Annotated in this window: 34 protein-coding genes; all 34 read right to left on the minus strand. The window is 48.6% G+C overall.

All coding sequences use genetic code 11. The features are described 5' to 3' along the window. Positions 1-35: 35 nt before the first annotated feature. Entirely contained in the window at positions 36-1,028 is a 993-nt protein-coding gene (locus BMY16_RS12310; protein WP_091842883.1) for a DNA-directed RNA polymerase subunit alpha, read from the minus strand. A gap of 14 nt (positions 1,029-1,042) precedes the next feature. Further along, positions 1,043-1,651: a 30S ribosomal protein S4 gene (gene rpsD, locus BMY16_RS12315; protein WP_091842887.1), complete on the minus strand. Its 609-nt coding sequence runs from the start codon at positions 1,649-1,651 to the stop codon at positions 1,043-1,045. 30 nt (positions 1,652-1,681) lie between these two features. Then, the gene (rpsK, locus tag BMY16_RS12320) at positions 1,682-2,071 is read right to left on the minus strand and encodes a 30S ribosomal protein S11 (RefSeq protein ID WP_013063216.1); all 390 of its coding nucleotides are present in this window, start codon (positions 2,069-2,071) and stop codon (positions 1,682-1,684) included. A 33-nt stretch (positions 2,072-2,104) separates the two neighbouring features. Next, positions 2,105-2,485 (minus strand): 30S ribosomal protein S13, encoded by a 381-nt coding sequence (rpsM, locus tag BMY16_RS12325; protein WP_013065210.1) that lies wholly within the window; start codon positions 2,483-2,485, stop codon positions 2,105-2,107. Positions 2,486-2,598: 113 nt separating this feature from the next. Beyond that, positions 2,599-2,715 carry a 50S ribosomal protein L36 gene (gene rpmJ / locus BMY16_RS12330; protein ID WP_009160995.1) on the minus strand — a complete coding sequence of 39 codons (117 nt, stop codon included), beginning with the start codon at positions 2,713-2,715 and terminating at the stop codon, positions 2,599-2,601. A gap of 15 nt (positions 2,716-2,730) precedes the next feature. Beyond that, the gene (gene infA / locus BMY16_RS12335; protein ID WP_004341775.1) at positions 2,731-2,949 is read right to left on the minus strand and encodes a translation initiation factor IF-1; all 219 of its coding nucleotides are present in this window, start codon (positions 2,947-2,949) and stop codon (positions 2,731-2,733) included. A 6-nt stretch (positions 2,950-2,955) separates the two neighbouring features. Continuing rightward, a complete protein-coding gene (gene map / locus BMY16_RS12340) occupies positions 2,956-3,756 on the minus strand; it encodes a type I methionyl aminopeptidase (RefSeq protein WP_091842889.1) in 801 nt (266 codons plus the stop codon). 9 nt (positions 3,757-3,765) lie between these two features. Beyond that, complete coding sequence (secY, locus tag BMY16_RS12345) at positions 3,766-5,106, minus strand: preprotein translocase subunit SecY (RefSeq protein ID WP_091842891.1); 1,341 nt, start codon at positions 5,104-5,106, stop codon at positions 3,766-3,768. Positions 5,107-5,114: 8 nt separating this feature from the next. Beyond that, the gene (gene rplO / locus BMY16_RS12350; protein ID WP_091842893.1) at positions 5,115-5,561 is read right to left on the minus strand and encodes a 50S ribosomal protein L15; all 447 of its coding nucleotides are present in this window, start codon (positions 5,559-5,561) and stop codon (positions 5,115-5,117) included. Positions 5,562-5,587: 26 nt separating this feature from the next. Continuing rightward, entirely contained in the window at positions 5,588-5,764 is a 177-nt protein-coding gene (gene rpmD, locus BMY16_RS12355) for a 50S ribosomal protein L30 (protein WP_073207279.1), read from the minus strand. 14 nt (positions 5,765-5,778) lie between these two features. Then, positions 5,779-6,291, minus strand: a complete 513-nt coding sequence (rpsE, locus tag BMY16_RS12360; protein WP_091842895.1) for a 30S ribosomal protein S5 — start codon at positions 6,289-6,291, stop codon at positions 5,779-5,781. 6 nt (positions 6,292-6,297) lie between these two features. After that, positions 6,298-6,642, minus strand: a complete 345-nt coding sequence (rplR, locus tag BMY16_RS12365; protein ID WP_091842897.1) for a 50S ribosomal protein L18 — start codon at positions 6,640-6,642, stop codon at positions 6,298-6,300. A gap of 19 nt (positions 6,643-6,661) precedes the next feature. Further along, on the minus strand, positions 6,662-7,231 hold the full coding sequence (gene rplF, locus BMY16_RS12370; protein WP_091842900.1) for a 50S ribosomal protein L6: 570 nt from the start codon (positions 7,229-7,231) through the stop codon (positions 6,662-6,664). Positions 7,232-7,245: 14 nt separating this feature from the next. Then, on the minus strand, positions 7,246-7,641 hold the full coding sequence (gene rpsH, locus BMY16_RS12375) for a 30S ribosomal protein S8 (protein ID WP_091842902.1): 396 nt from the start codon (positions 7,639-7,641) through the stop codon (positions 7,246-7,248). Positions 7,642-7,710: 69 nt separating this feature from the next. Continuing rightward, positions 7,711-8,028, minus strand: coding sequence for a 30S ribosomal protein S14 (gene rpsN / locus BMY16_RS12380; RefSeq protein ID WP_091842905.1), 318 nt, complete (start codon positions 8,026-8,028; stop codon positions 7,711-7,713). 5 nt (positions 8,029-8,033) lie between these two features. Beyond that, the gene (gene rplE / locus BMY16_RS12385; protein ID WP_091842908.1) at positions 8,034-8,591 is read right to left on the minus strand and encodes a 50S ribosomal protein L5; all 558 of its coding nucleotides are present in this window, start codon (positions 8,589-8,591) and stop codon (positions 8,034-8,036) included. Further along, on the minus strand, positions 8,591-8,908 hold the full coding sequence (gene rplX, locus BMY16_RS12390; RefSeq protein ID WP_091842911.1) for a 50S ribosomal protein L24: 318 nt from the start codon (positions 8,906-8,908) through the stop codon (positions 8,591-8,593). Before rplX ends, rplE begins: the two co-directional genes overlap by 1 nt. Positions 8,909-8,928: 20 nt before the next feature. Continuing rightward, the gene (gene rplN, locus BMY16_RS12395) at positions 8,929-9,294 is read right to left on the minus strand and encodes a 50S ribosomal protein L14 (protein ID WP_013065032.1); all 366 of its coding nucleotides are present in this window, start codon (positions 9,292-9,294) and stop codon (positions 8,929-8,931) included. Positions 9,295-9,296: 2 nt separating this feature from the next. Next, positions 9,297-9,563 (minus strand): 30S ribosomal protein S17, encoded by a 267-nt coding sequence (gene rpsQ / locus BMY16_RS12400; RefSeq protein WP_091842914.1) that lies wholly within the window; start codon positions 9,561-9,563, stop codon positions 9,297-9,299. 2 nt (positions 9,564-9,565) lie between these two features. Further along, complete coding sequence (rpmC, locus tag BMY16_RS12405) at positions 9,566-9,760, minus strand: 50S ribosomal protein L29 (RefSeq protein ID WP_013065209.1); 195 nt, start codon at positions 9,758-9,760, stop codon at positions 9,566-9,568. 7 nt (positions 9,761-9,767) lie between these two features. Further along, on the minus strand, positions 9,768-10,196 hold the full coding sequence (gene rplP, locus BMY16_RS12410; protein WP_091842917.1) for a 50S ribosomal protein L16: 429 nt from the start codon (positions 10,194-10,196) through the stop codon (positions 9,768-9,770). Positions 10,197-10,222: 26 nt separating this feature from the next. Next, positions 10,223-10,948, minus strand: a complete 726-nt coding sequence (gene rpsC, locus BMY16_RS12415) for a 30S ribosomal protein S3 (RefSeq protein ID WP_091842920.1) — start codon at positions 10,946-10,948, stop codon at positions 10,223-10,225. 2 nt (positions 10,949-10,950) lie between these two features. Then, a complete protein-coding gene (gene rplV / locus BMY16_RS12420) occupies positions 10,951-11,358 on the minus strand; it encodes a 50S ribosomal protein L22 (RefSeq protein WP_073207265.1) in 408 nt (135 codons plus the stop codon). 46 nt (positions 11,359-11,404) lie between these two features. After that, complete coding sequence (gene rpsS, locus BMY16_RS12425; protein WP_013065476.1) at positions 11,405-11,671, minus strand: 30S ribosomal protein S19; 267 nt, start codon at positions 11,669-11,671, stop codon at positions 11,405-11,407. A 26-nt stretch (positions 11,672-11,697) separates the two neighbouring features. Next, positions 11,698-12,525: a 50S ribosomal protein L2 gene (gene rplB, locus BMY16_RS12430; RefSeq protein WP_013064908.1), complete on the minus strand. Its 828-nt coding sequence runs from the start codon at positions 12,523-12,525 to the stop codon at positions 11,698-11,700. Between the two features lie 3 nt (positions 12,526-12,528). Next, a complete protein-coding gene (gene rplW, locus BMY16_RS12435; protein WP_091842923.1) occupies positions 12,529-12,876 on the minus strand; it encodes a 50S ribosomal protein L23 in 348 nt (115 codons plus the stop codon). A gap of 14 nt (positions 12,877-12,890) precedes the next feature. Beyond that, positions 12,891-13,520 (minus strand): 50S ribosomal protein L4, encoded by a 630-nt coding sequence (gene rplD / locus BMY16_RS12440; RefSeq protein ID WP_091842925.1) that lies wholly within the window; start codon positions 13,518-13,520, stop codon positions 12,891-12,893. 1 nt (position 13,521) lies between these two features. Next, positions 13,522-14,136: a 50S ribosomal protein L3 gene (gene rplC, locus BMY16_RS12445; RefSeq protein WP_091842928.1), complete on the minus strand. Its 615-nt coding sequence runs from the start codon at positions 14,134-14,136 to the stop codon at positions 13,522-13,524. A 364-nt stretch (positions 14,137-14,500) separates the two neighbouring features. After that, positions 14,501-15,688, minus strand: coding sequence for a GH3 family acyl-acid amido synthetase (locus tag BMY16_RS12450; protein ID WP_091842930.1), 1,188 nt, complete (start codon positions 15,686-15,688; stop codon positions 14,501-14,503). Between the two features lie 7 nt (positions 15,689-15,695). Beyond that, a complete protein-coding gene (locus BMY16_RS12455; RefSeq protein WP_091842932.1) occupies positions 15,696-16,676 on the minus strand; it encodes a S66 peptidase family protein in 981 nt (326 codons plus the stop codon). A gap of 137 nt (positions 16,677-16,813) precedes the next feature. Beyond that, a complete protein-coding gene (locus tag BMY16_RS12460; RefSeq protein WP_091842935.1) occupies positions 16,814-17,932 on the minus strand; it encodes a helix-turn-helix domain-containing protein in 1,119 nt (372 codons plus the stop codon). 16 nt (positions 17,933-17,948) lie between these two features. Further along, positions 17,949-18,299: a helix-turn-helix domain-containing protein gene (locus tag BMY16_RS12465; RefSeq protein WP_091842938.1), complete on the minus strand. Its 351-nt coding sequence runs from the start codon at positions 18,297-18,299 to the stop codon at positions 17,949-17,951. A gap of 120 nt (positions 18,300-18,419) precedes the next feature. Further along, a complete protein-coding gene (locus BMY16_RS12470; RefSeq protein ID WP_091842941.1) occupies positions 18,420-20,123 on the minus strand; it encodes a helix-turn-helix domain-containing protein in 1,704 nt (567 codons plus the stop codon). 67 nt (positions 20,124-20,190) lie between these two features. Then, entirely contained in the window at positions 20,191-20,496 is a 306-nt protein-coding gene (gene rpsJ, locus BMY16_RS12475; RefSeq protein WP_013064715.1) for a 30S ribosomal protein S10, read from the minus strand. Positions 20,497-20,531 lie beyond the last annotated feature (35 nt).

Consider the following 20,531-nt stretch of genomic DNA (forward strand, 5'->3'; position numbering starts at 1 on the left):
TGTTGGGCGTTGAGTCTTATAGGCCTCACCTACAGTTACTCCTTGTCCAGTTTATACTTTGAAATATCGGTTCCAAACGACAGATTCAGACTCTCGAGCAAATCATCAAGCTCGGTGAGCGATTTCTTACCGAAGTTGCGGAACTTCAGGAGGTCAGTCTTATTGTACTGTACCAGATCGCCAAGGGTCTCTACATCAGCAGCCTTGAGGCAGTTGAGGGCACGAACAGAGAGGTTCATGTCTACGAGACGGGTCTTAAGCAACTGGCGCATGTGCAGAATTTCCTCATCAAACTCCTGATTGCTCTCAGTCTCTGAAGTCTCAAGGGTGATCTTCTCGTCAGAGAACAGCATGAAGTGGTAAATGAGAATCTTTGCAGCCTCCTTCAGGGCATCCTTCGGATGGATGGAACCGTCCGTCGTAACTTCAAGCACGAGCTTGTCATAGTCGGTCTTCTGCTCAACACGATATGGCTCAACAGCGTACTTCACGTTACGAATCGGAGTGTAAATAGAATCGATTGCTATTACATTCACGTCGGTGCAGAACTCGCGATTCTCATCTGCGGGTACATATCCGCGACCTTTATTGATTGTAAGATCAATCTGCATCGATGCCTTGGAATCTAAATGACAAATCACCAAATCGGGATTCAGCACCTCAAATCCAGTCAGATACTTGCCGATGTCTGCGGCTTTGAATTCGGTAGAATTCTCGACCGTGATACTGACTTTCTCGTTCTCGAATTCTTCTACAACTTGCTTGAACCGAACTTGCTTCAGGTTCAAGATAATGTTGGTCACGTCTTCCTTTACACCAGGTACAGAAGAGAACTCATGCTCAACACCAGCGATACGGATGGTGTTGATAGCATAGCCCTCAAGTGATGAAAGAAGAATGCGGCGCAAGGCGTTACCGATGGTCACACCGAAGCCAGGCTCCAAAGGACGAAATTCGAACTTGCCGAATCTGTCGTTAGCCTCCAACATTACGACTTTATCAGGTTTTTGAAATGCTAATATCGCCATTAATTTAAATGATTTTAGTTCTTAGAGTACAACTCAACGATTAACTGTTCCTTAATGCTCTCGGGGATGTCAGCACGCTCCGGCTTATGCAGGAACTTACCACTCTTTGAGTTCTCATCCCACTCGATCCAGGGATACTTGCTATGGTTGAAACCAGCAAGGGCAGCTTCGATAACCTCGAGAGACTTAGACTTCTCGCGGACAGCAACAACCTGACCGGGCTTCACACTATAGGAAGGAATATTAACAACCTGGCCGTCAACAGTAATGTGCTTGTGACCCACGAGCTGACGAGCAGCAGCACGGGTGGGAGCAATACCAAGACGGAACACTACATTGTCGAGTCGGCTCTCCAACAGCTGGAGCAACACCTCACCAGTGATACCCTCGGCCTTAGCTGCCTTCTCAAACAAATTACGGAACTGGCGCTCAAGTACTCCATAAGTGTACTTGGCCTTCTGCTTCTCTGCCAGCATGACCGCATACTCCGACATCTTGCGACGACGGTTATTGCCATGCTGTCCCGGGGGGAAGTTCCTACGGGACAAAACTTTGTCTGCGCCGAAGATGGGTTCACCAAAACGGCGTGCAATCTTTGATTTCGGTCCTAAATATCTTGCCATAATACTAAAAAATAATTCTGAATAATGTGATTATACGCGACGACGCTTCGGGGGACGGCAGCCGTTGTGGGGCAGCGGAGTTACATCGATAATCTCCATCACCTCGATACCTGCACCATGAATGGCACGGATAGCCGACTCACGACCATTACCGGGACCCTTCACATAAGCCTTCACCTTACGCAGGCCCAGGTCATAAGCTACCTTGGCGCAATCCTCAGCTGCCATCTGAGCAGCATACGGAGTGTTCTTCTTAGAACCACGGAAACCCATCTTACCGGCAGAAGACCAAGAGATAATCTGACCCTCGTCGTTTGCCAGAGATACAATAATATTATTGAAAGAACTGTGTACGTGGAGCTGACCAATAGCGTTCACTCTCACGTTTCTCTTCTTTGAAGTGACTGTTTTCTTTGCCATAATTCTTAAATTCTTTAAACGTTCAACTTAGAATTACTTCGTAGCCTTCTTCTTATTAGCAACAGTCTTCTTCTTTCCCTTACGGGTACGAGCATTATTCTTTGTGCTCTGACCGCGAACAGGAAGACCATTACGATGACGGACTCCACGATAGCAACCAATATCCATCAGTCGCTTGATGTTCAACTGGATCTCACTGCGGAGATCACCTTCTACCTTGAATTCAGCGCCGATGATTTCACGGATTTTGGCTGCCTGGTCGTCAGTCCACTCGTTAACCTTCAGGTCACGGCTGACACCTGCCTTGTCCAATATCTTTGCTGAACTACTTCGACCAATACCATAGATATAGGTCAATGCGATTTCGCCACGCTTATTCTGGGGCAAATCTACTCCAACAATTCTTATTGCCATTTGTTAAATAAAAATGATAAAAATAAAAACTTTAAATTTCGAAATTCTGCTAAAAAGCATGCAAAGGTACGAAGATTTTCTCAAACCTCCGCACATTTTATGCTTATTTAACATTAACCCTGACGCATTTTATACTTAGGGTTCTTCTTGTTGATAACGAACAGGCGGCCCTTGCGACGTACAATCTTGCAGTCTGGGGTACGCTTCTTCAATGATGCTCTTGTCTTCATATTTGTTCCTATTGTTTATTTGTATCTGAATACGATTCGGCCCTTTGTCAGGTCATAAGGACTCATTTCGACCTTGACCTTGTCGCCGGGAAGTATCTTGATATAGTGCATTCTCATCTTACCAGAGATATGCGCAATAATCTGGACTCCATTTTCAAGTTCTACACGGAACATCGCATTCGACAGCGACTCTACGATGGTTCCGTCCTGCTCAATAGCGGATTGCTTTGCCATACAAATCTAATATATATTTCCTTCTAATTGTTCTATCTCTTCAAAAGAAGATAAAATCTCTGCCTTGCCCTTGCGGACAACAATCGTATGCTCAAAATGAGCTGCGGGTTTGCCGTCGCGGGTGCGGATGGTCCAACGGTCCTTATCCAGCCAGATGCTTCGCTCACCCATTGTAATCATGGGTTCGATTGCGATACACATCCCTGCCTTCAACATCACACCGTTTCCCCTCCTGCCATAGTTGGGCACCTGCGGATCCTCGTGCATCTCACGACCAATACCGTGACCGGTCAACTCACGTACGATACCGTACTTCTGTGCTTCACAATGCTCCTGCACTGCACTGCTGATATCGCCAAGGTGCTTACCTGCAACAGCATTCTCGATGCCTAAGTAGAGCGACTCCTTTGTCGTCTTCAACAGTTTCTTCACTTCATCGGTGACCTCACCAACACAGAACGTATAGGCAGAGTCGCCATTGAAGCCATTCAGCAACGTACCACAATCGACGGAGATGATATCACCCTCTTTCAGAACTGTCTCTGCATTGGGCACTCCGTGTACGACTACGTCATTGACTGACGTGCAGATGCTGGCAGGAAACGGCCCTCCATATGGATTGGGAAAACCCTTGAAAGTTGGCTGAGCACCGTGATCTCTGATGAACTCATCCGCTATCTTATCCAACTGGAGGGTCGTTACTCCAGGCTTGATATGTTTTGCCAATTCGCCAAGCGTACGTCCAACAAGTTGGTTTGCCTGGCGCATCAACTCTATTTCATCCTCAGTCTTCAGATAGATCTTCATAGAAGAAGATTAATATGCAGCCATTCCGCGGCCATGGATACGGCCAGAACTGAGCAAACCATCATAATGGCGCATCAACAGGTGGCTCTCAATCTGTGCGAGCGTGTCGAGCACGACACCGACGAGAATCAGCAGTGATGTACCACCAAAGAACTGAGAGAACGCATCCTGTACATTCAGCAGCCCTGCAAGAGCCGGCATGATGGCGATGAAGGCGATGAACAGAGAACCTGGCAAAGTGATGCGTGACATCACTGTGTCGATATACTCTGCCGTCTCCTTACCAGGCTTGACACCGGGGATGAAACCGTTATTACGCTTCATATCCTCAGCCATCTGCGTCGGGTTCAGCGTGATAGCTGTGTAGAAATAGGTAAATGCGATAATCAGTATAGCGAAAATGATGTTGTAGGTCCAGCTATGATGATCGAGCATCGTACGCACGAACCAGCTTGCATTTTCAGGTGCAGAATACTGTACAATTGTCAACGGGATGAACATCAGTGCCTGAGCAAAGATGATAGGCATCACATTGGCGGCGAACAGCTTCAGAGGAATATACTGACGGGCACCACCCACCTGCTTGTTACCCACAAGACGCTTTGCATACTGTACGGGAACCTTGCGGACACCCTGTACCAGAACAATAGATGCGCAAACAACTGCATAGAGAATGATAATCTCAACGAGGAACATCACCAGTCCACCACCTGTGATGGCAGTGAAACGTGAGCTCACCTCCTGGATGAATGCCTGAGGCAAGCGGGCGATGATACCGATCATAATGATCAGTGAGATACCATTACCTATACCCTTATCCGTAATGCGCTCACCCAACCACAGAATGAACATACTTCCTGCGGAAAGGATGATGACAGCAGGAACCATAAAGACTGACCAGGAGATGCCTGTAGCCAAGGCAGCTCCAGAGGTCATCTTCAGGTTCATCAGGTAACCCGGTGCCTGGAACAGCAGGATTGCCACTGTCAGCCAACGGGTATACATACTGATTTTCTTACGGCCGCTCTCGCCCTCACGCTGCATTTTCTGCACGTAAGGAACAGCGACAGCGAGAAGCTGCATTACGATAGAAGCAGAGATGTATGGCATGATTCCAAGCGCAAAGATAGATGCGTTGGAGAATGCACCACCGGAGAACATGTCAAGCAGCGACATCAGACCGCCGGCAGTCTGCGACTGCAACTGGCTCAACATGGCAGGGTTGATACCAGGGAGTACCACAAACGAGCCAAAACGATAAATCGCTACAAACAGGAGTGTGATCAGGATGCGCTGGCGCAAATCCTCAATCTTCCAAATGTTCTTCAGTGTCTCTATTAACTTCTTCATCTTACAGTTTAGATTTTTGTTGCGTTACCACCTACTGCCTTGATAGCTTCCTCAGCAGTCTTTGAGAATGCATTGGCCTCTACGTCAACCTTTGCCTTCAGCTCACCAGTGCCAAGAACCTTGACAAGCTCCTTACCGTTGGTCAGACCAGCGGCGATAAGCTCTGCAATACCGATCTTTGTGAGGTTCTTCTCCTCAGCAAGCTTCTGAAGGGTTGAGAGGTTAACTGCAAAGTACTCCTTGTGGTTGATGTTCTTGAAACCACCCTTCGGCACACGGCGCTGGAGAGGCATCTGACCACCTTCGAAACCAATCTTTCTCTTATAACCAGAACGAGCCTTGGCACCCTTGTGACCACGAGTAGAAGTACCACCCAGACCTGAACCAGGTCCGCGACCGATACGACGACGTGAATGAGTAGAACCCTCAGCCGGCTTTAAATTATTCAGTTTCATAATCGAATCTACTTTTTAAATGTTAATTACTCAACGACGGTCACCAGATGGTGTACCTTGCGAATCATACCACGGATTGAAGGAGTATCCTCTACCTCAACAACCTGGGAGATTTTACGCAAGCCAAGAGCCTGGAGCGTACGCTTCTGGTCTACCGGATAACCGATCTTACTCTTAATCTGTTTTACCTTAATTGTTGCCATAGTCTTGTTCTCCTTTATCCTCTAAATACTTTCTCCATACTGATTCCACGAGTACCAGCCACAGTATAGGCGTCGCGCATCTGACTCAGGGCGGTAATAGTTGCCTTTACCAAGTTGTGAGGGTTAGATGAACCCTTAGACTTGGCGAGCACATCCTTTACACCTACGCTCTCCAGTACAGCACGCATAGCACCACCGGCCACCAGACCAGTACCGGCTGCTGCCGGCTTCAGGAATACCTGTGCACCACCGAAGTGTGCCTCCATCTCGTGAGGGATAGTACCCTTGAGTACAGGAACCTTCACCAGGTTCTTCTTGGCAGCCTCAACACCCTTGGCGATAGCGGCGGTAACTTCACCAGCCTTACCAAGACCCCAGCCGATGATGCCGTTGCCGTCACCGACAACAACAATGGCTGCGAATGTAAAGGTGCGACCACCCTTGGTTACCTTCGTTACACGGTTGATGGCAACCAGTCTGTCTTTCAACTCTACGTCACTATTTACTTTAACATTTTTCATTGCCATAATCGTTTAGAAATTAAGTCCACCTTTACGAGCTGCGTCTGCGAGAGACTTCACGCGGCCGTGATAAAGATAACCGTTACGGTCGAAGACTACAGCGGTAACGCCAGCCTCCTGAGCCTTCTTGGCCACCAGTTCACCAACCTTCTCAGCCTGCTGGATCTTAGGCATAGCCTCGAGACCCAGTGAGGATGCAGATGCAAGTGTTTTACCTTCCAAATCATTAATCACCTGAGCATAGATCTGCTTGTTGCTGCGGAAGACGCTCAGACGAGGACGCTCGGCTGTGCCGAACACGTTCTTACGAATTCTATATTTGATCTTAATTCGTCTTTCTACTTTCTTCGTTGTCATAATCTTCAATCAATTAAAGTTACTTAGCTGATGCTGATTTACCCGACTTACGACGGATAACCTCACCCTTGAACAAGATACCCTTTCCTTTATAAGGCTCAGGCATACGGAAAGAACGAATTTTAGCACAAATCAGACCGAGCAGTGCCTTGTCGCATGACTCGAGGATAATCTGGGGATTCTGGTTACGCTCCATCTTGGTCTCAACCTTCACCTCCTTAGGAAGCTGGATGAAAATGGGGTGCGTATAACCCAGAGCGAACTCGATGATGTTACCCTGGTTGGACACACGGTAGCCAACGCCTACGAGCTCCATCTCCTTCTTGTAACCTTCGCTCACACCTACAACCATATTATTGACAAGCGCACGATAGAGACCATGGAAAGCCTGCTTCTGCTTAACGTTAACAGGGCTGTTCTCATCAATCTCGAATGTCACGTGGCCATCCTCAATCTTCACTTTGATAGAAGCATCCACCTTCTGTGAAAGCTCTCCCTTCGGACCCTTAACGGTCACGATGCCGTCCTTATCCTGTACTACTGTAACGCCTGCAGGGATACTAATTGGTAATTTTCCTATTCTTGACATAATCTATCCTCCAATTAATATACATAACAAAGCACCTCACCACCAATCTTCAGGTCGGCAGCCTCTTTGTCTGTCATTACACCCTTGGACGTGGAAAGGATTGCGATTCCAAGTCCGTTAATTACTCTCGGCATCTCTTTGTAGCCAGTGTACTTGCGGAGACCCGGAGTGGATACTCTCTTCAGGCACTTGATGGCATTTTCACGAGTTGCAGGGTCATACTTCAGAGCTACCTTGATAGTACCCTGAGGACCATCCTCAATGAACTTGTAGTTCAGGATGTAACCCTTCTCGAAGAGGATCTTTGTGATTTCCTTCTTCAAGTTTGACGCAGGAACCTCAACGACACGATGGTGTGCCATGATGGCGTTTCTGAGTCTTGTCAGATAATCTGCTATTGGATCTGTCATAAAATTGAGTTTTTAATTAATCGGGACTGCCCCGACAATATTAAATAAATAAAATGTCTCTTCTCTGGATTACCAGCTAGCCTTCTTCACACCGGGAATCAGACCACTTGATGCCATCTCGCGGAACTGGATACGAGAGAGGCCGAACTGGCGCATGTATCCTTTGGGACGGCCCGTAATCTTACAACGGTTGTGCAGACGGATGGGATTGGCGTTGCGGGGAATGCTCTGCAGCTTGCGGGCAGCCTCGTAGGCAGCCATAGCGCCCTCCTCCGTATTCACGTCAGCAGTAGCGATGATTTTCTTCAGGGCCGCACGCTTCTCTGCGTAGCGGGCAACGAGCTTGGCGCGCTTCACTTCGCGAGCCTTCATTGATTCTTTTGCCATATCTCTTAGTCGTTTTTAGCGTTCTTGAATGGAAGACCGAAAGCCTTGAGCAGTGCATAACCCTCCTCGTCAGTCTGTGCAGACGTTACGAAGGTGATGTTCATACCCTGGATGCGATCTACTGAATCGATATTGATCTCCGGGAAGATAATCTGCTCCTGGATACCCAGTGTGTAGTTACCACGGCCGTCGAACTTGCTCTCGATACCCTTGAAGTCGCGGATACGAGGAAGAGCGATGCGAACAAGCTTCTCGAGGAACTCGTACATACGCTCACGACGCAGAGTTACCATCACGCCGATAGGCATCTTTTTACGAAGCTTGAAGTTTGCAATATCCTTCTTAGAATAGGTTGCAACAGCCTTCTGACCGCAAATAGCGGTAATCTCGTTGATAGCTACATCGATGATTTTCTTATCCTGTGTAGCATCACCCAGACCCTGGTTGACAACAATCTTCTTCAGGACAGGAATCTGCATCGTTGAAGTGTAATTGAACTGCTTTTTCAGAGCCGGAGCAATCTTCTCCTTGTACTCTGACTTTAACTGTGCTGTATTTGCCATTACTTAATCTCCTCCCCTGACTTTTTAGCGATACGAACGACCTTCTTGCCCTCGCGCTTGATGGCGACACGGGTAGCCTTGCCACTCTTCGGATCAATCAAACTAATATTTGAGATGTGAATAGGAGCCTCCATCTTCACAAAGCCTCCCTGAGGATTCTTGGCACTTGGCTTGGCGCTCTTGTTGACCATGTTCACACCCTCTACGAGAGCACGCTCCTTGTCGGCCATCACCTTCAGCACCTTACCAGTCTTGCCCTTGTCCTCACCGGCCAGAACGATGACTGTATCGTTTTTCTTAATATTGAACTTTGCCATTTCTCTTAATCATTTAAATATTAAAGTACCTCAGGTGCCAAAGAAACGACCTTCATGTTCACGGCACGGAGCTCACGGGCAACGGGGCCGAAGATACGGCTGCCGCGAAGCTCGCCGGCATTGTTCAGCAGCACACAGGCATTGTCGTCGAAGCGGATGTAAGAGCCATCAGCACGGCGGATCTCCTTCTTTGTGCGAACAACCAAAGCCTTTGATACTGCACCCTTCTTCACGTCACTTGTAGGGATCGCGTTCTTGATAGAGACGACGATGATATCACCTACGCTGGCATAACGGCGCTTGGTGCCGCCCAGTACACGGATGCAGAGAGCCTCGCGTGCACCACTGTTGTCAGCTACTGTAAGTCTTGATTCTGTCTGTATCATAATTACTTAGCTTTTTCTACGATTTGAACTAATCTCCATCTCTTTGTCTTTGACAGAGGACGGGTTTCCATAATGAGCACGGTATCACCTACATTGCACTCGTTATTCTCATCGTGTGCGTGATACTTCTTTGTCTTCTGGACAAACTTACCATACATCGGGTGCTTCTCCTTGAACTTGGCTGCAATAACAATGGTTTTATCCATTTTGTTGCTGATAACGACACCCTGTCTTGTCTTTCTTAAATTTCTTGTTTCCATCTGGACCATTGTTATTTGTTAAGTTCTCTCTGATGAAGTTCTGATTTCATACGTGCGATATCACGACGAGCAGCCTTAATCTGAGATGGATTCTCAAGCGGGGTGATTGCATGGTTCAACTTCATCTGGTTGTACTTTGCAACCTCGGCCTCAATGCGCTCTGCCAAGTCCTTGGTCTCGAGCTCTCTTACTTCTTTGATCTTCATACTCTAATTAAGCGTTTTTATCGTAATCACGTCTTACTACAAACTTTGTCTTCACAGGCAGCTTCTGGGCTCCGAGGCGGAGAGCCTCTTTAGCCACGTCGAAAGGAACGCCTTCTACTTCAAAGAGGATACGGCCCGGTGTAACGGGAGCTACCCATCCTGCGGGATCACCCTTACCTTTACCCATTCGGACGTCAGCAGGCTTGCGAGTGATGGGTTTGTCGGGGAAGATGCGGATCCACACCTGACCTTCACGGTTCATGTAACGGTTGATGGCAACACGGGCTGCCTCAATCTGACGGCTGTCAATCCACTTGGCATCCATAGTCTTGATGCCGAATGAGCCGAAAGCCAGCGTTGTACCTCTGTGGGCGTTGCCTTTGTTGCCGCGTCCGTCCTGAGGTCTTCTATATCTTACTCTTTTTGGCTGTAACATAATAAGCTTCTACTTTAAAACGATTATTACTTCTTCTTGTTACGGAACTTCCTGTCACCGCCACGGCCACCGCCCTGGGGACGGCCACTGTTCTTCTCCTGAGTGAAGTTCGGAGCCAGATCCACGTTTCCGTAAATCTCACCACGGCAAATCCAAACCTTGATACCCAAGATACCGACCTTGGTCAGAGCCTCTGCATGGCAGTAGTCGATGTCTGCACGGAAAGTGTGCAGCGGCGTACGGCCTTCCTTCAGCATCTCACTACGGGCGATTTCAGCTCCGTTCAGACGACCTGAGATGAGAACTTTGATACCCTCGGCACCGGCGCGCATCGTGTTCTGAATAGCCATCTTGATAGCACGGCGGTAAGCAATCTTACCCTCTATCTGGCGAGCGATGTTATTAGCCACGATGGTAGCGTCGAGCTCAGGACGCTTCACCTCAAAGATATTAATCTGAATCTCCTTGTCGTAGAGCTTCTTCAGCTCTTCCTTCAGCTTGTCGACATCCTGACCACCTTTACCGATGACGATACCCGGACGGGCAGTGCAGATAGTAATGGTAACCAGCTTCAGGGTGCGCTCGATGACAATCTTCGAAACGCTCGCCTTAGCCAGACGCTCGTTCAGGTACTTGCGGATCTTCTGATCCTCTACCAGGTTGTCGCCGAAGCTCTTGCCTCCGAACCAATTTGAATCCCAACCTCTAACGATTCCAAGACGGTTGCTTATTGGATTAACTTTCTGTCCCATACTTATTCTTTTACGTCATTAGTTTTAGCGTCAACGAACAGAGTCACGTGATTGCTGCGCTTGCGGATGCGATAGCCACGACCCTGCGGTGCCGGTCTCATTCTCTTCATTGTAACACCCTCGTCAACGAATACGCGGGTCACGTAAAGCTCACCGTCCTCAGCCTTCCGGTCATTCTTGGCTTCCCAGTTGGCAATGGCCGAACGGAGGAGTTTCTCTACATCAGCTGCTGCTGCCTTCTTCGAGAAACGAAGCACACCCAGTGCGCGATTCACCTCCATGCCGCGGATCATGTCCACAACATAGCGCATCTTGCGGGGTGAAGAGGGGCAGCCTTTCAGCTTGGCAAAATACTGTGTCTTAAGTGCTGCTTTTCTTTCCTCAGCCTTAATATGTTTTCTTGCTCCCATTGTTAATTTTCAATTTTCAATTTTTAATTTTCAATTTTCCCTGGGATTACTTCTTGTTACCGGCATGACCACCGAAGCGACGGGTGGGTGCGAACTCACCGAGCTTGTGACCAACCATATTCTCAGTAACGTAGACAGGGATAAATTTGTTACCGTTATGAACTGCAACAGTGTGTCCCACGAAGTCCGGGGAAATCATTGATGCTCTGGCCCATGTCTTGACGACATTCTTCTTACCGCTCTCATTCATGGCGAGAATCTTCTTCTCAAGCGATACGTTGATGTACGGACCTTTCTTTAATGAACGACTCATAATTTATACTCTTATTAACTTCGTGATTACTTCTTGTTAGCTCTTTCGATAATGTACTTGTTCGAAAGCTTCTTCGGTGCACGAGTCTTAAGACCCTTAGCGTACAGACCCTTACGTGAACGTGGGTGACCTCCAGACTGACGTCCTTCACCACCACCCATCGGGTGATCATGCGGGTTCATCACAACACCACGGTTGTGGGGGCGCTGACCCAACCAGCGAGAGCGACCAGCCTTACCTGATGCCTCGAGAGCGTGGTCTGAATTGCCTACACTACCTACAGTAGCCTTACAAGCTGAGAGAATCTGACGAGTCTCGCCTGAAGGGAGCTTAATCACACAATAGCTACCCTCACGAGAAGTCAACTGAGCGAAATTACCAGCCGAACGAACGAGCTTGGCACCCTGACCGGGACGCATCTCGATGTTGTGGATCACTGTACCAACGGGAATGTTAGCCAGCGGCAGAGCATTACCCACCTCGGGCACTGCGTCTGCACCAGACATCAGCGTTGCACCAACCTGCAGTCCATTAGGAGCAATGATATAACGTTTTTCACCATCAGCGTAGAAAAGAAGTGCAATACGAGCTGAACGGTTAGGATCATACTCGATTGTCTTTACTACAGCTGGAACACCATCCTTCTCTCGCTTGAAGTCGATCAGACGATACTTCTTCTTGTGACCACCGCCCATGTAGCGGACAGTCATCTTACCGGTGTTGTTTCGACCACCGGTAGAACGCTTACCGTAAACGAGAGACTTCTCTGGCACGGATGCAGTAATATCCTCGAACGTGCCAATAATCTTGTGTCTTTGACCCGGAGTAACGGGCTTTAATTTACGTACTGCCATTTCTTATTGAATATTGCTATAAAAATCAATTACGTCGCCCTCCTTCAGAGTAACGATTGCCTTCTTGAACGCGTTCTTCTGACCCTTGATCAGACCTGCCTTGGTGTAGCGCGAGCTGCGCTTGCCGGCATAACGACACGTGTTCACATCGATCACTGTCACATTGTACAGGCTCTCGACTTCCTTCTTAATCTCAAGCTTATTAGCCTCGGGACGAACGATGAAACCATACTTGGCCTCAGCCTTCTTGGTGCGCTCCTCGCCCTTCACCTTATAAGTTTTCTCTACAGAAGACTTGTCTGTAATCTTGGTCATCTTCTCAGTGACCAGGGGTTTTATGATAAATGCCATAACTCTTGTCTCCTTTACTTGTTTAAGATACCGTCGATAACCTCCAGAGACTTCTCAGAGATAACCAGCACATCGGCATTCATCACCTTATAGGTGTTCATGGTCGATGCCTCCATCACCTCTGCACCCTGCAGATTGCGAGCCGACAAATATACGTTATTATTGGTTCCGGTCAATACGAAGAGGCTCTTCTTGCCATCTACCTTCAGGTTCTTGGCAATGTTCACGAACTCCTTGGTCTTCGGGGCCTCCATAGAGAAGTCCTCTACAACCACGATTGCGTTCTCCTGAGCCTTGTATGACAGGGCTGACTTACGGGCCAGAGCCTTCACCTTCTTGTTCAGCTTGAAGCTGTAGTCACGCGGTGTGGGACCAAACACACGGGCACCACCACGCAGCAGCGGAGAGTTGATATCACCATGACGGGCACCACCGCCACCCTTCTGACGGCCGAGCTTGCGGGTAGAACCGGAAATCTCACTTCTCTCCTTAGACTTTGCAGTACCCTGACGCTGGTTAGCCAAATACTGCTTTACATCCAGGTAAACCACATGGTCATTAGGTTCAACGCCGAAGATAGCCTCGTTCAGAGTTACCTTGCGTCCGGTCTCCTGACCTTTGATATTCAATACGCTAACTTCCATCTTACTTGTTGATTATTACTGTTGAACCATTATAACCAGCGCAACTACCCTTCACGAGGATCAGGTTGTGCTCCGGTATTACCTTTAACACTTTGAGGTTCTGCGTGGTAACACGCTCGCCTCCCATCTGGCCGCCCATACGCATGCCCTTGAAGACCTTTGCGGGATAAGAACAGGCACCGATAGAACCCGGCTTACGCAGACGGTCGTCCTGACCGTGAGTAGCCTGACCTACACCACCGAAACCATGACGCTTCACAACGCCCTGGAATCCCTTACCCTTTGACGTACCGACAACGTCAACGAACTCGACACCATCAAAGATGTCAACCGTTACGGTGTCGCCGAGATTCATCTCTGCGTCAAACTTGAACTCGGCCAAGTGGGCCTTGGGTGTGGTGTTTGCCTTCTTGAAGATACCCATCATTGCTTTGGTGGTGTTCTTCTCCTTCTTCTCACCGAAGGCGAGCTGAACAGCCTTGTAGCCATCCTTCTCGACAGACTTCACCTGAGTCACAACACAAGGACCAGCTTCGATAACAGTGCACGGTACATTCTTACCGTCGGCACTGAAAACGGATGTCATTCCGATTTTTCTTCCAATTAATCCTGGCATTTCAGTTTAATAATTAATAATGTTATATAAAAAAATTTGTTCCTTCTTAAGTGGTTTTCGCATTTCCAATCGCACACATACCCACTTAAAAAGGAACCTCAACCGCTTCATTTTTGAAGGCTAAGTTGCTCTTTGTCAGGGTATTGATAGCTCTCGGGCCAGCGCAATACGCACTTTTGCGGGTGCAAAGGTACTAATAATATGTGGAACACACAACATTTTTCACCCGCCCTACCCTAACTTTTAAGTTTTTTTATGATTTTAATTCTCCTTTCAGGCACAATCTTTCAAAAAGTTCCCATGCTGGGAACAAAATGTTCCCACGGTGGGAACTGTTTATTCCCAGCGTGGGAACTCTTAGTCATCAACGGGCAACGATCACAGTTGGCGTATCGTGATAGCGCCCCACAACCGAGAGAACCTTCTGGGTCTTATAACGATAGAGACCAGAGAGCGTAGAGATGATAAGTTCATAGCTACGGCCTATCTCCAGCTGGTCGAGCGTGAGCAGCTGGTCATAGTCCTTGGCATCCTTGGGTTTGAACTCATAAAAGACGCTGTCGGGAATCAAGACGCCTTGCGGATCATCGAGGTTGATTGCAGTCGTAAAGGTCCCCTCTGGCGAGCTGATACCTGTAAACACAAAGTGGACATTCGTGCCGCAATAGGTGCGCAACAGTTCGAAGCTGGTGCTCAGGTGATCAACATCGTATACCATGATACAATGAAGTCCAGGCCACAGCTGCGCCACCATCTGCGAGCCTATATGATGGGGCTCCATGATTTCCCTGATGGCGTTGGCGCGTTCTGGATCGGACTGGACGTAGGAATTGCCTCGCTCTATGTCGTCAGCCAGCCTGGGCCAGTGTTTCTCAATATAGCGCAACAGCTCGAGCATCTCTTCATAATGCTCACAGATGGCTATGGATATGTATTTCTGCTTCAGGGCATAGAGCGCCTGAAGGTAGCGGAAATTGGTTTCAAGGGAGTGTCTAGGGATCTCGACGGGTATGACATAGAGCTGATTGTGATCGAACTCACGTCTAATAAGCAGTCGTCCAAGCAGGTTCCCTTTGCACACGCCCGAGGGAAGCTGTTCGAGGTGGTTGTCAACCAGATTGAGCACCATGCCGTCGGTAAGCAACCCATGATTGCCTGCGATATAGAACATGGCGCAGAAGTTGTAGTCGTTATACAATTGCACGCCCCATCTCGACTGGGGAAGAACCTTATAGCCGTGGTGCAGTGAGAGATGCTCTGTCTGATAGGCAGTCAGGACGTTACGTTCGCCATTGACGATACGCTCGATATATTGGATATAGTCTTCATAGGTTGTCACATGTATGCGTTGCCTGTATTCTTCCATGCTGCGAATGAATTCAAAGCCATGATTGCGTCCGAATGCCGTCTTGGCATTCTCGCGAATGAGCCTCATGACGAATTCTTCCTGGCTCTGCATAGGATTAAAGGTGATGTCCTCCAGCCTGTTCCATACCGTCTGTCCATCTGCCCACCTTGCCTCGTTAATAGATTTTATGACCTTCTCGTCCATGTATGTGTTATAGTTCTTTTTCCTTTATCAGTTTTGGGTTTGCGATATCCACATTATAGGGTTGTACGGAGCCTTTGATATTGAAACCCAGCATGGCGTTTTCGGTTGTCACATCCAGCGAGCAGGGGGCGCCCTCAATCAGCGGGATGCAACTATTGCTACCAACGGGGAAGCCACAACATACGGGAATCTCATATTGATGCAGGTGTGCTATCAGCATTTGCTCGACACTGCCATACTGAAGATCGTACCTGATGGAGCTGAACGTGCCCAGGATGATGCCTCTCACTCTCTCAAAGTCGTGTTGCAGGGTCAGCATATAGAACAATCGGTCTATGTTGTGCAGCGATTCTTCCACCTCTTCTATAAATAGAATAATGTCTTGCTTAGGTGGGAGTTGGAATCTGGTTCCTGCCACAACGGCGTAGCTGGAGAGATTACCCCCTATAAGGATGCCCTCTGCATGTCCGCAACGGTTATAGGGATTGCCGGGAACAATGAATTGGGGCAGGTTGCCAAACAGGATGTTACGGGTGAGACTGCTTGCCGGCTCCTGACAGCTTGCTATCTGGAAGGCCATGGGGCCGTGGATACTCATCAGGCCTGCACCTGTCGCTGCATAAAGCAGCATGGCGATGTCACCATGACCAATCAGCCATTTCGGATGCTGAAGAAAGGTCTCTTGTGGGATACGGCCCAACAGGTGAATGGAACCATAGCCGCCACGCGAACATATAACAGCTTTGATCGAATCGTCTTCGAGCGCCCAAAGCAAATCGGCGGCACGCTCGTCGGCCGTTCCTGCATAGGCATTGACATTAAGATTATTGGTGTTGGGTCCTATCACGGGTTGTAAGCCCCAACTCTTTATGACTTCAGCAGCCATCTGCAAGGCTTCTTGCGGCACCCAATAGGCAGGGGATACAAGGGCTACCTTGTCCCCCGCCTTTAAGTAGGGTGGCTGAATCATCTTTTTTCCTTGGTACATATTTTAATTGTTATCTGTCTTGCTGATTGCGCTTTCTCGCCCTGCAAAAGTAGCATTTTTCTATGGATTTAGCAAGGGTTAATGCCTTGCAACGGTACTTTTTGTAAATTCTGAGACTACTTTTGTAAATTCTGAGACTACTTTTGTAAATTCTGAGAGTCGGATGCCGTCTGAAGCCTCATCCAGGTAGCAACAGTCTGCCCTTTGAACTGCTTAAAGGCTGTAGAAAAAGTGCTGTAACTGCGGAATCCGCACTGCTGAGCAAGCTGCACGGCTGTCATGGTTTGTGCCGAGTTCATTTTCTCATGATAGAGGCGGATAAAGTGTTCAATGCGCAAACGGTTAATATAGGTATTGTAAGTAAAGCCCTGTTGGACAAAATAGCCACCCAGATAGGTCCGATTAGTACCAATAACTGTAGCAAGTTGCTGTAGGGTGAGGTCATGCTGCAGATAAAGCTGTTTGTCCTCGCAGCATGTTTTCAGCATTTGCTGGATGTTGACGGTTGTGGGCAGGCTCATAGATGGCTCATCAGCTTGACTGACATCTGACAACTTATCGTCAAGTTCCTGCAGTGTCTCGACGCGCCAGAGGAGGAAGGCGATGATGGCGAGCGTTTCCAGCTGTGCCAGATACTCTCTTGCCATCTCTCCCGGGTTCGTGAAATAGACCTCATAGACCACAAAAAGAGCGGCCACGAAAAGCAGACTCTGCCACACCTCCTTGTGTTCAAGGTCGGCGTAGTTCTCATGTAGCCAACGGCCGTACCGTATTAGTGCATGTATGTAATAGATGACAAAGACGATCATGACAGCTATCTGCCAGTAAGTCGTCACCTCAAAGCCATAGAACTCGTCGTGCCTGATAACACCCACGGCAGCAGCAACGACGATTGGCAATTGAGCCAAGCCCCACGGCCAGAGAGGGCGCTTACGATCCTGCAACATATGCAGCAGAAGGGCCATCACAAGTGGCACAAGGGTGACATGGTCGAGCGTAACTGCCACGATATTGCGCACCAAACGGTCGTCTGCCAGCCAATAGACGCCAAGCACATACCACCATACGTGGCTCAGTGCTGCCGTGATGAAGAAGGCAGCTGTCCATAGACGCAGCGCCATCGGGGGAGTAACATCTGGCGCAATGGCGTTGCTACGTCTTAGCCACAGATAGAGACCTATTGCCAAGGCCAATATGGCAACGCCGCCGTAGAGCATGAGAAAGAGGGTATCTTGAAGACTCTGTTGCGCGTACATTTATATTAATAGATTATTATTCTTCGTCGGTGGCAGCAAGCCCGGAGCGGTATTCTGCTGGCGTGATGCCATAGCAACGCTTGAACTGCTCACGAAAGTTGGGAGCAGTAAGCCCCACCTCACGGGCTATCTCGGTAATACTCTTCTCCGGATGTTTGGTAAGCAGGTCGTAAGCGACCTCCATGCGGATGGAGTTAATGTATTGTGGAAAAGACATTCCATCGGCAAAGGTATTGAGCTGATCATTCAGATGATGACGCCCAATATTAAAGCGCTGCATAATATCCTCACGCATTAGGTTGACTTGTGCGTAAAGACGTTCCTTGCGGATAACCGAATCGATGGTTTTAAATAGATCTTTATCCATTTGGTTGATATTTCATCTGCAAAGATACTCATAATTTATGGGATTTTGATGAAAATATATGCACGCATTTGGTACGTGTCCCAAATGCGTGCATCGGAAACGGGATAAACACCTCTTATCTTATAGATTCTGACGGTATTCAACAGGAGTCATACCATATTTACGTTTGAATTGTTCACGGAGGTTGGCAGGTGTGAAACCTACTTCGGTGGCGATGGCCGAGATAGTCTTAGCAGGTTCGTCGCGAAGCAGATATAGCGCCTTTTCCAGCCTGATTGTATTGACATACTGCGGGAAGGACTGGCCGTCAGCGTGCTCCGCCAGCAAGTCGTTCAATGTATGTCGACTGATGTTGAAACGATCGCAGATATCCTGGCGCTGCAGGCCGACATTGGCATAGAGGTGTTCATTACGGATAGCCGTGTCGATATGCTCAAAAAGCTCCGAATCGGCATCATTGACAGCACTCGAGTCGATGGGCTTTGGCTGCATGGCGTTAATCATGCGCACCAAGGCATGGTTCTTTTCACTGACAATACGCTTCTGACGGAAGAAGTAGATGGCAAAGGCGATAGCCAACAGAGCAACAAGAGCCACAGCGAGGCTAACGATGTGCGAACGCTCAGCCTCGGCTTCCTTCTCCCGAATCTCAAGTTGCTGTTCCTGGGCATGGTAGCGAGCGGCGTAATCGTGTGCCTCACTTCGGTGCAGGCTATCACTGACCATCTTGGAGAGAGCAGCATAGCGCGTTTGGTAATCGTAGGCCTCCGCGATACGACCTTGGGCACGGGCAGCGATGGCACGTGAGCGGAGGATGACAGTATAGTTATTGTTGAATGTGTCAGCACCCAAGCGATGCTCTATCTCATTGTAGGTACTCAAAGCCTCATCGTACATACCAAGTGCCATCTGCGTAGAAGTAATAAAGCGACGCGCTGCGAATGTCTGGCCGTAGCCGCTATGGTCGAAAAGCGACAGATACTCGCGGGCTTTCTCCCTTTCATTCATCAAGGCATACGCATGGGCCATGAATCCCCATGCCTGGGCACGGCTGAAGTCCAGATAACGATCGCGGTCACTAGGGCTATCGCTCCACGAAAGGCGATAGCTGTCCTCAGCATAGTCCTTGGCATGATGCTCATAGTGGTCGAGACGGTCGAGGATACGCTGCGCTAACGGGATAATTTCGTCGTAGCGCTCCAAGTCGTTGAGAGCATTAATCTTTCGTTTTACAGCAACGATGAACGCATCCATACGGTCAATACTGCCCGCGGCATCAAGATGACCTATGGCCTCGTCGAGTTTCGCGATTCCTTCATCCACTTGTCCCAGATAGGTCATGACGAGTCCAATATCGGCCTCCGTGCGCCATTGCTCAGTCTCTTCTCCCTGTTTTTGGCAAAGTTCGGCCTTCTTCGTAGCCCAGCGCAGATACTGCTCGTCATCGTGCTTGGCACGACTAGCAGCGATGAGCATATCGAGAACCCCCTCTTGCTCACTAGGCTCATTACGCACGGAGTCGTGGAGAAGCAATGCCTTGCAGATGATGATGGCCGAGTCTTGGCGTTGCTCCATGAGTGACTTACTATATATCTTGGCGCGGATGAACTGACCACGGTAGTCGCTGATGTTTCCAAGGAGCAACGCCGAATCGAGCAGAGCGAGTGCCCGTTCAGGCTGGGTGGCATAAGTCACTAACACCGAATCAGCCTGGTAAGGCGTATCATCCAAGTGCGGCAAATGTCTCACAGACTTATCATCTCCACAACCCATGAAGGTCAGGAGTGCGCCACACGTGATAAGAAAAAGTACAATCTGTCGCATAACGTATTTATCGAATAAAGCGACGCATCGGGGATACGTCGCTTCATTATTGTCATCTGAGATATTACTATACCTTGATCTCTACCTCAACACCGCTGGGGAGCTCGAGCTTCATCAGGGCGTCAACAGTCTTAGCCGTTGAACTGTAGATGTCAATCAGACGCTTGTAGTCTGACAGCTGGAACTGCTCACGAGCCTTCTTGTTAACGAAGGTAGAACGGTTCACGGTGTAGATACGCTTGTGTGTGGGAAGGGGGATAGGACCGCTGATGATAGCACCTGTGGCCTTAACAGCCTTCACAATCTTCTCTGCTGACTTGTCAACCAATTTATGGTCGTAGCTCTTCAGCTTAATACGAATTTTCTGACTCATGTCTTTAATTTTAAATATTTAATTTTAATATAAGG

The organism is Prevotella sp. ne3005 (genome assembly GCF_900110085.1).
GTDB lineage: Bacteria > Bacteroidota > Bacteroidia > Bacteroidales > Bacteroidaceae > Prevotella.

Bases quoted from the DNA above. Each gene is read 5' to 3' on its own strand.
- BMY16_RS12310 (WP_091842883.1), bottom strand. From the start codon at position 1,028: ATGGCGATATTAGCATTTCAAAAACCTGATAAAGTCGTAATGTTGGAG.
- rpsD (WP_091842887.1), bottom strand. From the start codon at position 1,651: ATGGCAAGATATTTAGGACCGAAATCAAAGATTGCACGCCGTTTTGGT.
- rpsK (WP_013063216.1), bottom strand. From the start codon at position 2,071: ATGGCAAAGAAAACAGTCACTTCAAAGAAGAGAAACGTGAGAGTGAAC.
- rpsM (WP_013065210.1), bottom strand. From the start codon at position 2,485: ATGGCAATAAGAATTGTTGGAGTAGATTTGCCCCAGAATAAGCGTGGC.
- rpmJ (WP_009160995.1), bottom strand. From the start codon at position 2,715: ATGAAGACAAGAGCATCATTGAAGAAGCGTACCCCAGACTGCAAGATT.
- infA (WP_004341775.1), bottom strand. From the start codon at position 2,949: ATGGCAAAGCAATCCGCTATTGAGCAGGACGGAACCATCGTAGAGTCG.
- map (WP_091842889.1), bottom strand. From the start codon at position 3,756: ATGAAGATCTATCTGAAGACTGAGGATGAAATAGAGTTGATGCGCCAG.
- secY (WP_091842891.1), bottom strand. From the start codon at position 5,106: ATGAAGAAGTTAATAGAGACACTGAAGAACATTTGGAAGATTGAGGAT.
- rplO (WP_091842893.1), bottom strand. From the start codon at position 5,561: ATGAAACTGAATAATTTAAAGCCGGCTGAGGGTTCTACTCATTCACGT.
- rpmD (WP_073207279.1), bottom strand. From the start codon at position 5,764: ATGGCAACAATTAAGGTAAAACAGATTAAGAGTAAGATCGGTTATCCG.
- rpsE (WP_091842895.1), bottom strand. From the start codon at position 6,291: ATGGCAATGAAAAATGTTAAAGTAAATAGTGACGTAGAGTTGAAAGAC.
- rplR (WP_091842897.1), bottom strand. From the start codon at position 6,642: ATGACAACGAAGAAAGTAGAAAGACGAATTAAGATCAAATATAGAATT.
- rplF (WP_091842900.1), bottom strand. From the start codon at position 7,231: ATGTCAAGAATAGGAAAATTACCAATTAGTATCCCTGCAGGCGTTACA.
- rpsH (WP_091842902.1), bottom strand. From the start codon at position 7,641: ATGACAGATCCAATAGCAGATTATCTGACAAGACTCAGAAACGCCATC.
- rpsN (WP_091842905.1), bottom strand. From the start codon at position 8,028: ATGGCAAAAGAATCAATGAAGGCTCGCGAAGTGAAGCGCGCCAAGCTC.
- rplE (WP_091842908.1), bottom strand. From the start codon at position 8,591: ATGGCAAATACAGCACAGTTAAAGTCAGAGTACAAGGAGAAGATTGCT.
- rplX (WP_091842911.1), bottom strand. From the start codon at position 8,908: ATGGCAAAGTTCAATATTAAGAAAAACGATACAGTCATCGTTCTGGCC.
- rplN (WP_013065032.1), bottom strand. From the start codon at position 9,294: ATGATACAGACAGAATCAAGACTTACAGTAGCTGACAACAGTGGTGCA.
- rpsQ (WP_091842914.1), bottom strand. From the start codon at position 9,563: ATGGTCCAGATGGAAACAAGAAATTTAAGAAAGACAAGACAGGGTGTC.
- rpmC (WP_013065209.1), bottom strand. From the start codon at position 9,760: ATGAAGATCAAAGAAGTAAGAGAGCTCGAGACCAAGGACTTGGCAGAG.
- rplP (WP_091842917.1), bottom strand. From the start codon at position 10,196: ATGTTACAGCCAAAAAGAGTAAGATATAGAAGACCTCAGGACGGACGC.
- rpsC (WP_091842920.1), bottom strand. From the start codon at position 10,948: ATGGGACAGAAAGTTAATCCAATAAGCAACCGTCTTGGAATCGTTAGA.
- rplV (WP_073207265.1), bottom strand. From the start codon at position 11,358: ATGGGAGCAAGAAAACATATTAAGGCTGAGGAAAGAAAAGCAGCACTT.
- rpsS (WP_013065476.1), bottom strand. From the start codon at position 11,671: ATGAGTCGTTCATTAAAGAAAGGTCCGTACATCAACGTATCGCTTGAG.
- rplB (WP_013064908.1), bottom strand. From the start codon at position 12,525: ATGGCAGTACGTAAATTAAAGCCCGTTACTCCGGGTCAAAGACACAAG.
- rplW (WP_091842923.1), bottom strand. From the start codon at position 12,876: ATGGCATTTATCATAAAACCCCTGGTCACTGAGAAGATGACCAAGATT.
- rplD (WP_091842925.1), bottom strand. From the start codon at position 13,520: ATGGAAGTTAGCGTATTGAATATCAAAGGTCAGGAGACCGGACGCAAG.
- rplC (WP_091842928.1), bottom strand. From the start codon at position 14,136: ATGCCAGGATTAATTGGAAGAAAAATCGGAATGACATCCGTTTTCAGT.
- BMY16_RS12450 (WP_091842930.1), bottom strand. From the start codon at position 15,688: ATGGACGAGAAGGTCATAAAATCTATTAACGAGGCAAGGTGGGCAGAT.
- BMY16_RS12455 (WP_091842932.1), bottom strand. From the start codon at position 16,676: ATGTACCAAGGAAAAAAGATGATTCAGCCACCCTACTTAAAGGCGGGG.
- BMY16_RS12460 (WP_091842935.1), bottom strand. From the start codon at position 17,932: ATGTACGCGCAACAGAGTCTTCAAGATACCCTCTTTCTCATGCTCTAC.
- BMY16_RS12465 (WP_091842938.1), bottom strand. From the start codon at position 18,299: ATGGATAAAGATCTATTTAAAACCATCGATTCGGTTATCCGCAAGGAA.
- BMY16_RS12470 (WP_091842941.1), bottom strand. From the start codon at position 20,123: ATGCGACAGATTGTACTTTTTCTTATCACGTGTGGCGCACTCCTGACC.
- rpsJ (WP_013064715.1), bottom strand. From the start codon at position 20,496: ATGAGTCAGAAAATTCGTATTAAGCTGAAGAGCTACGACCATAAATTG.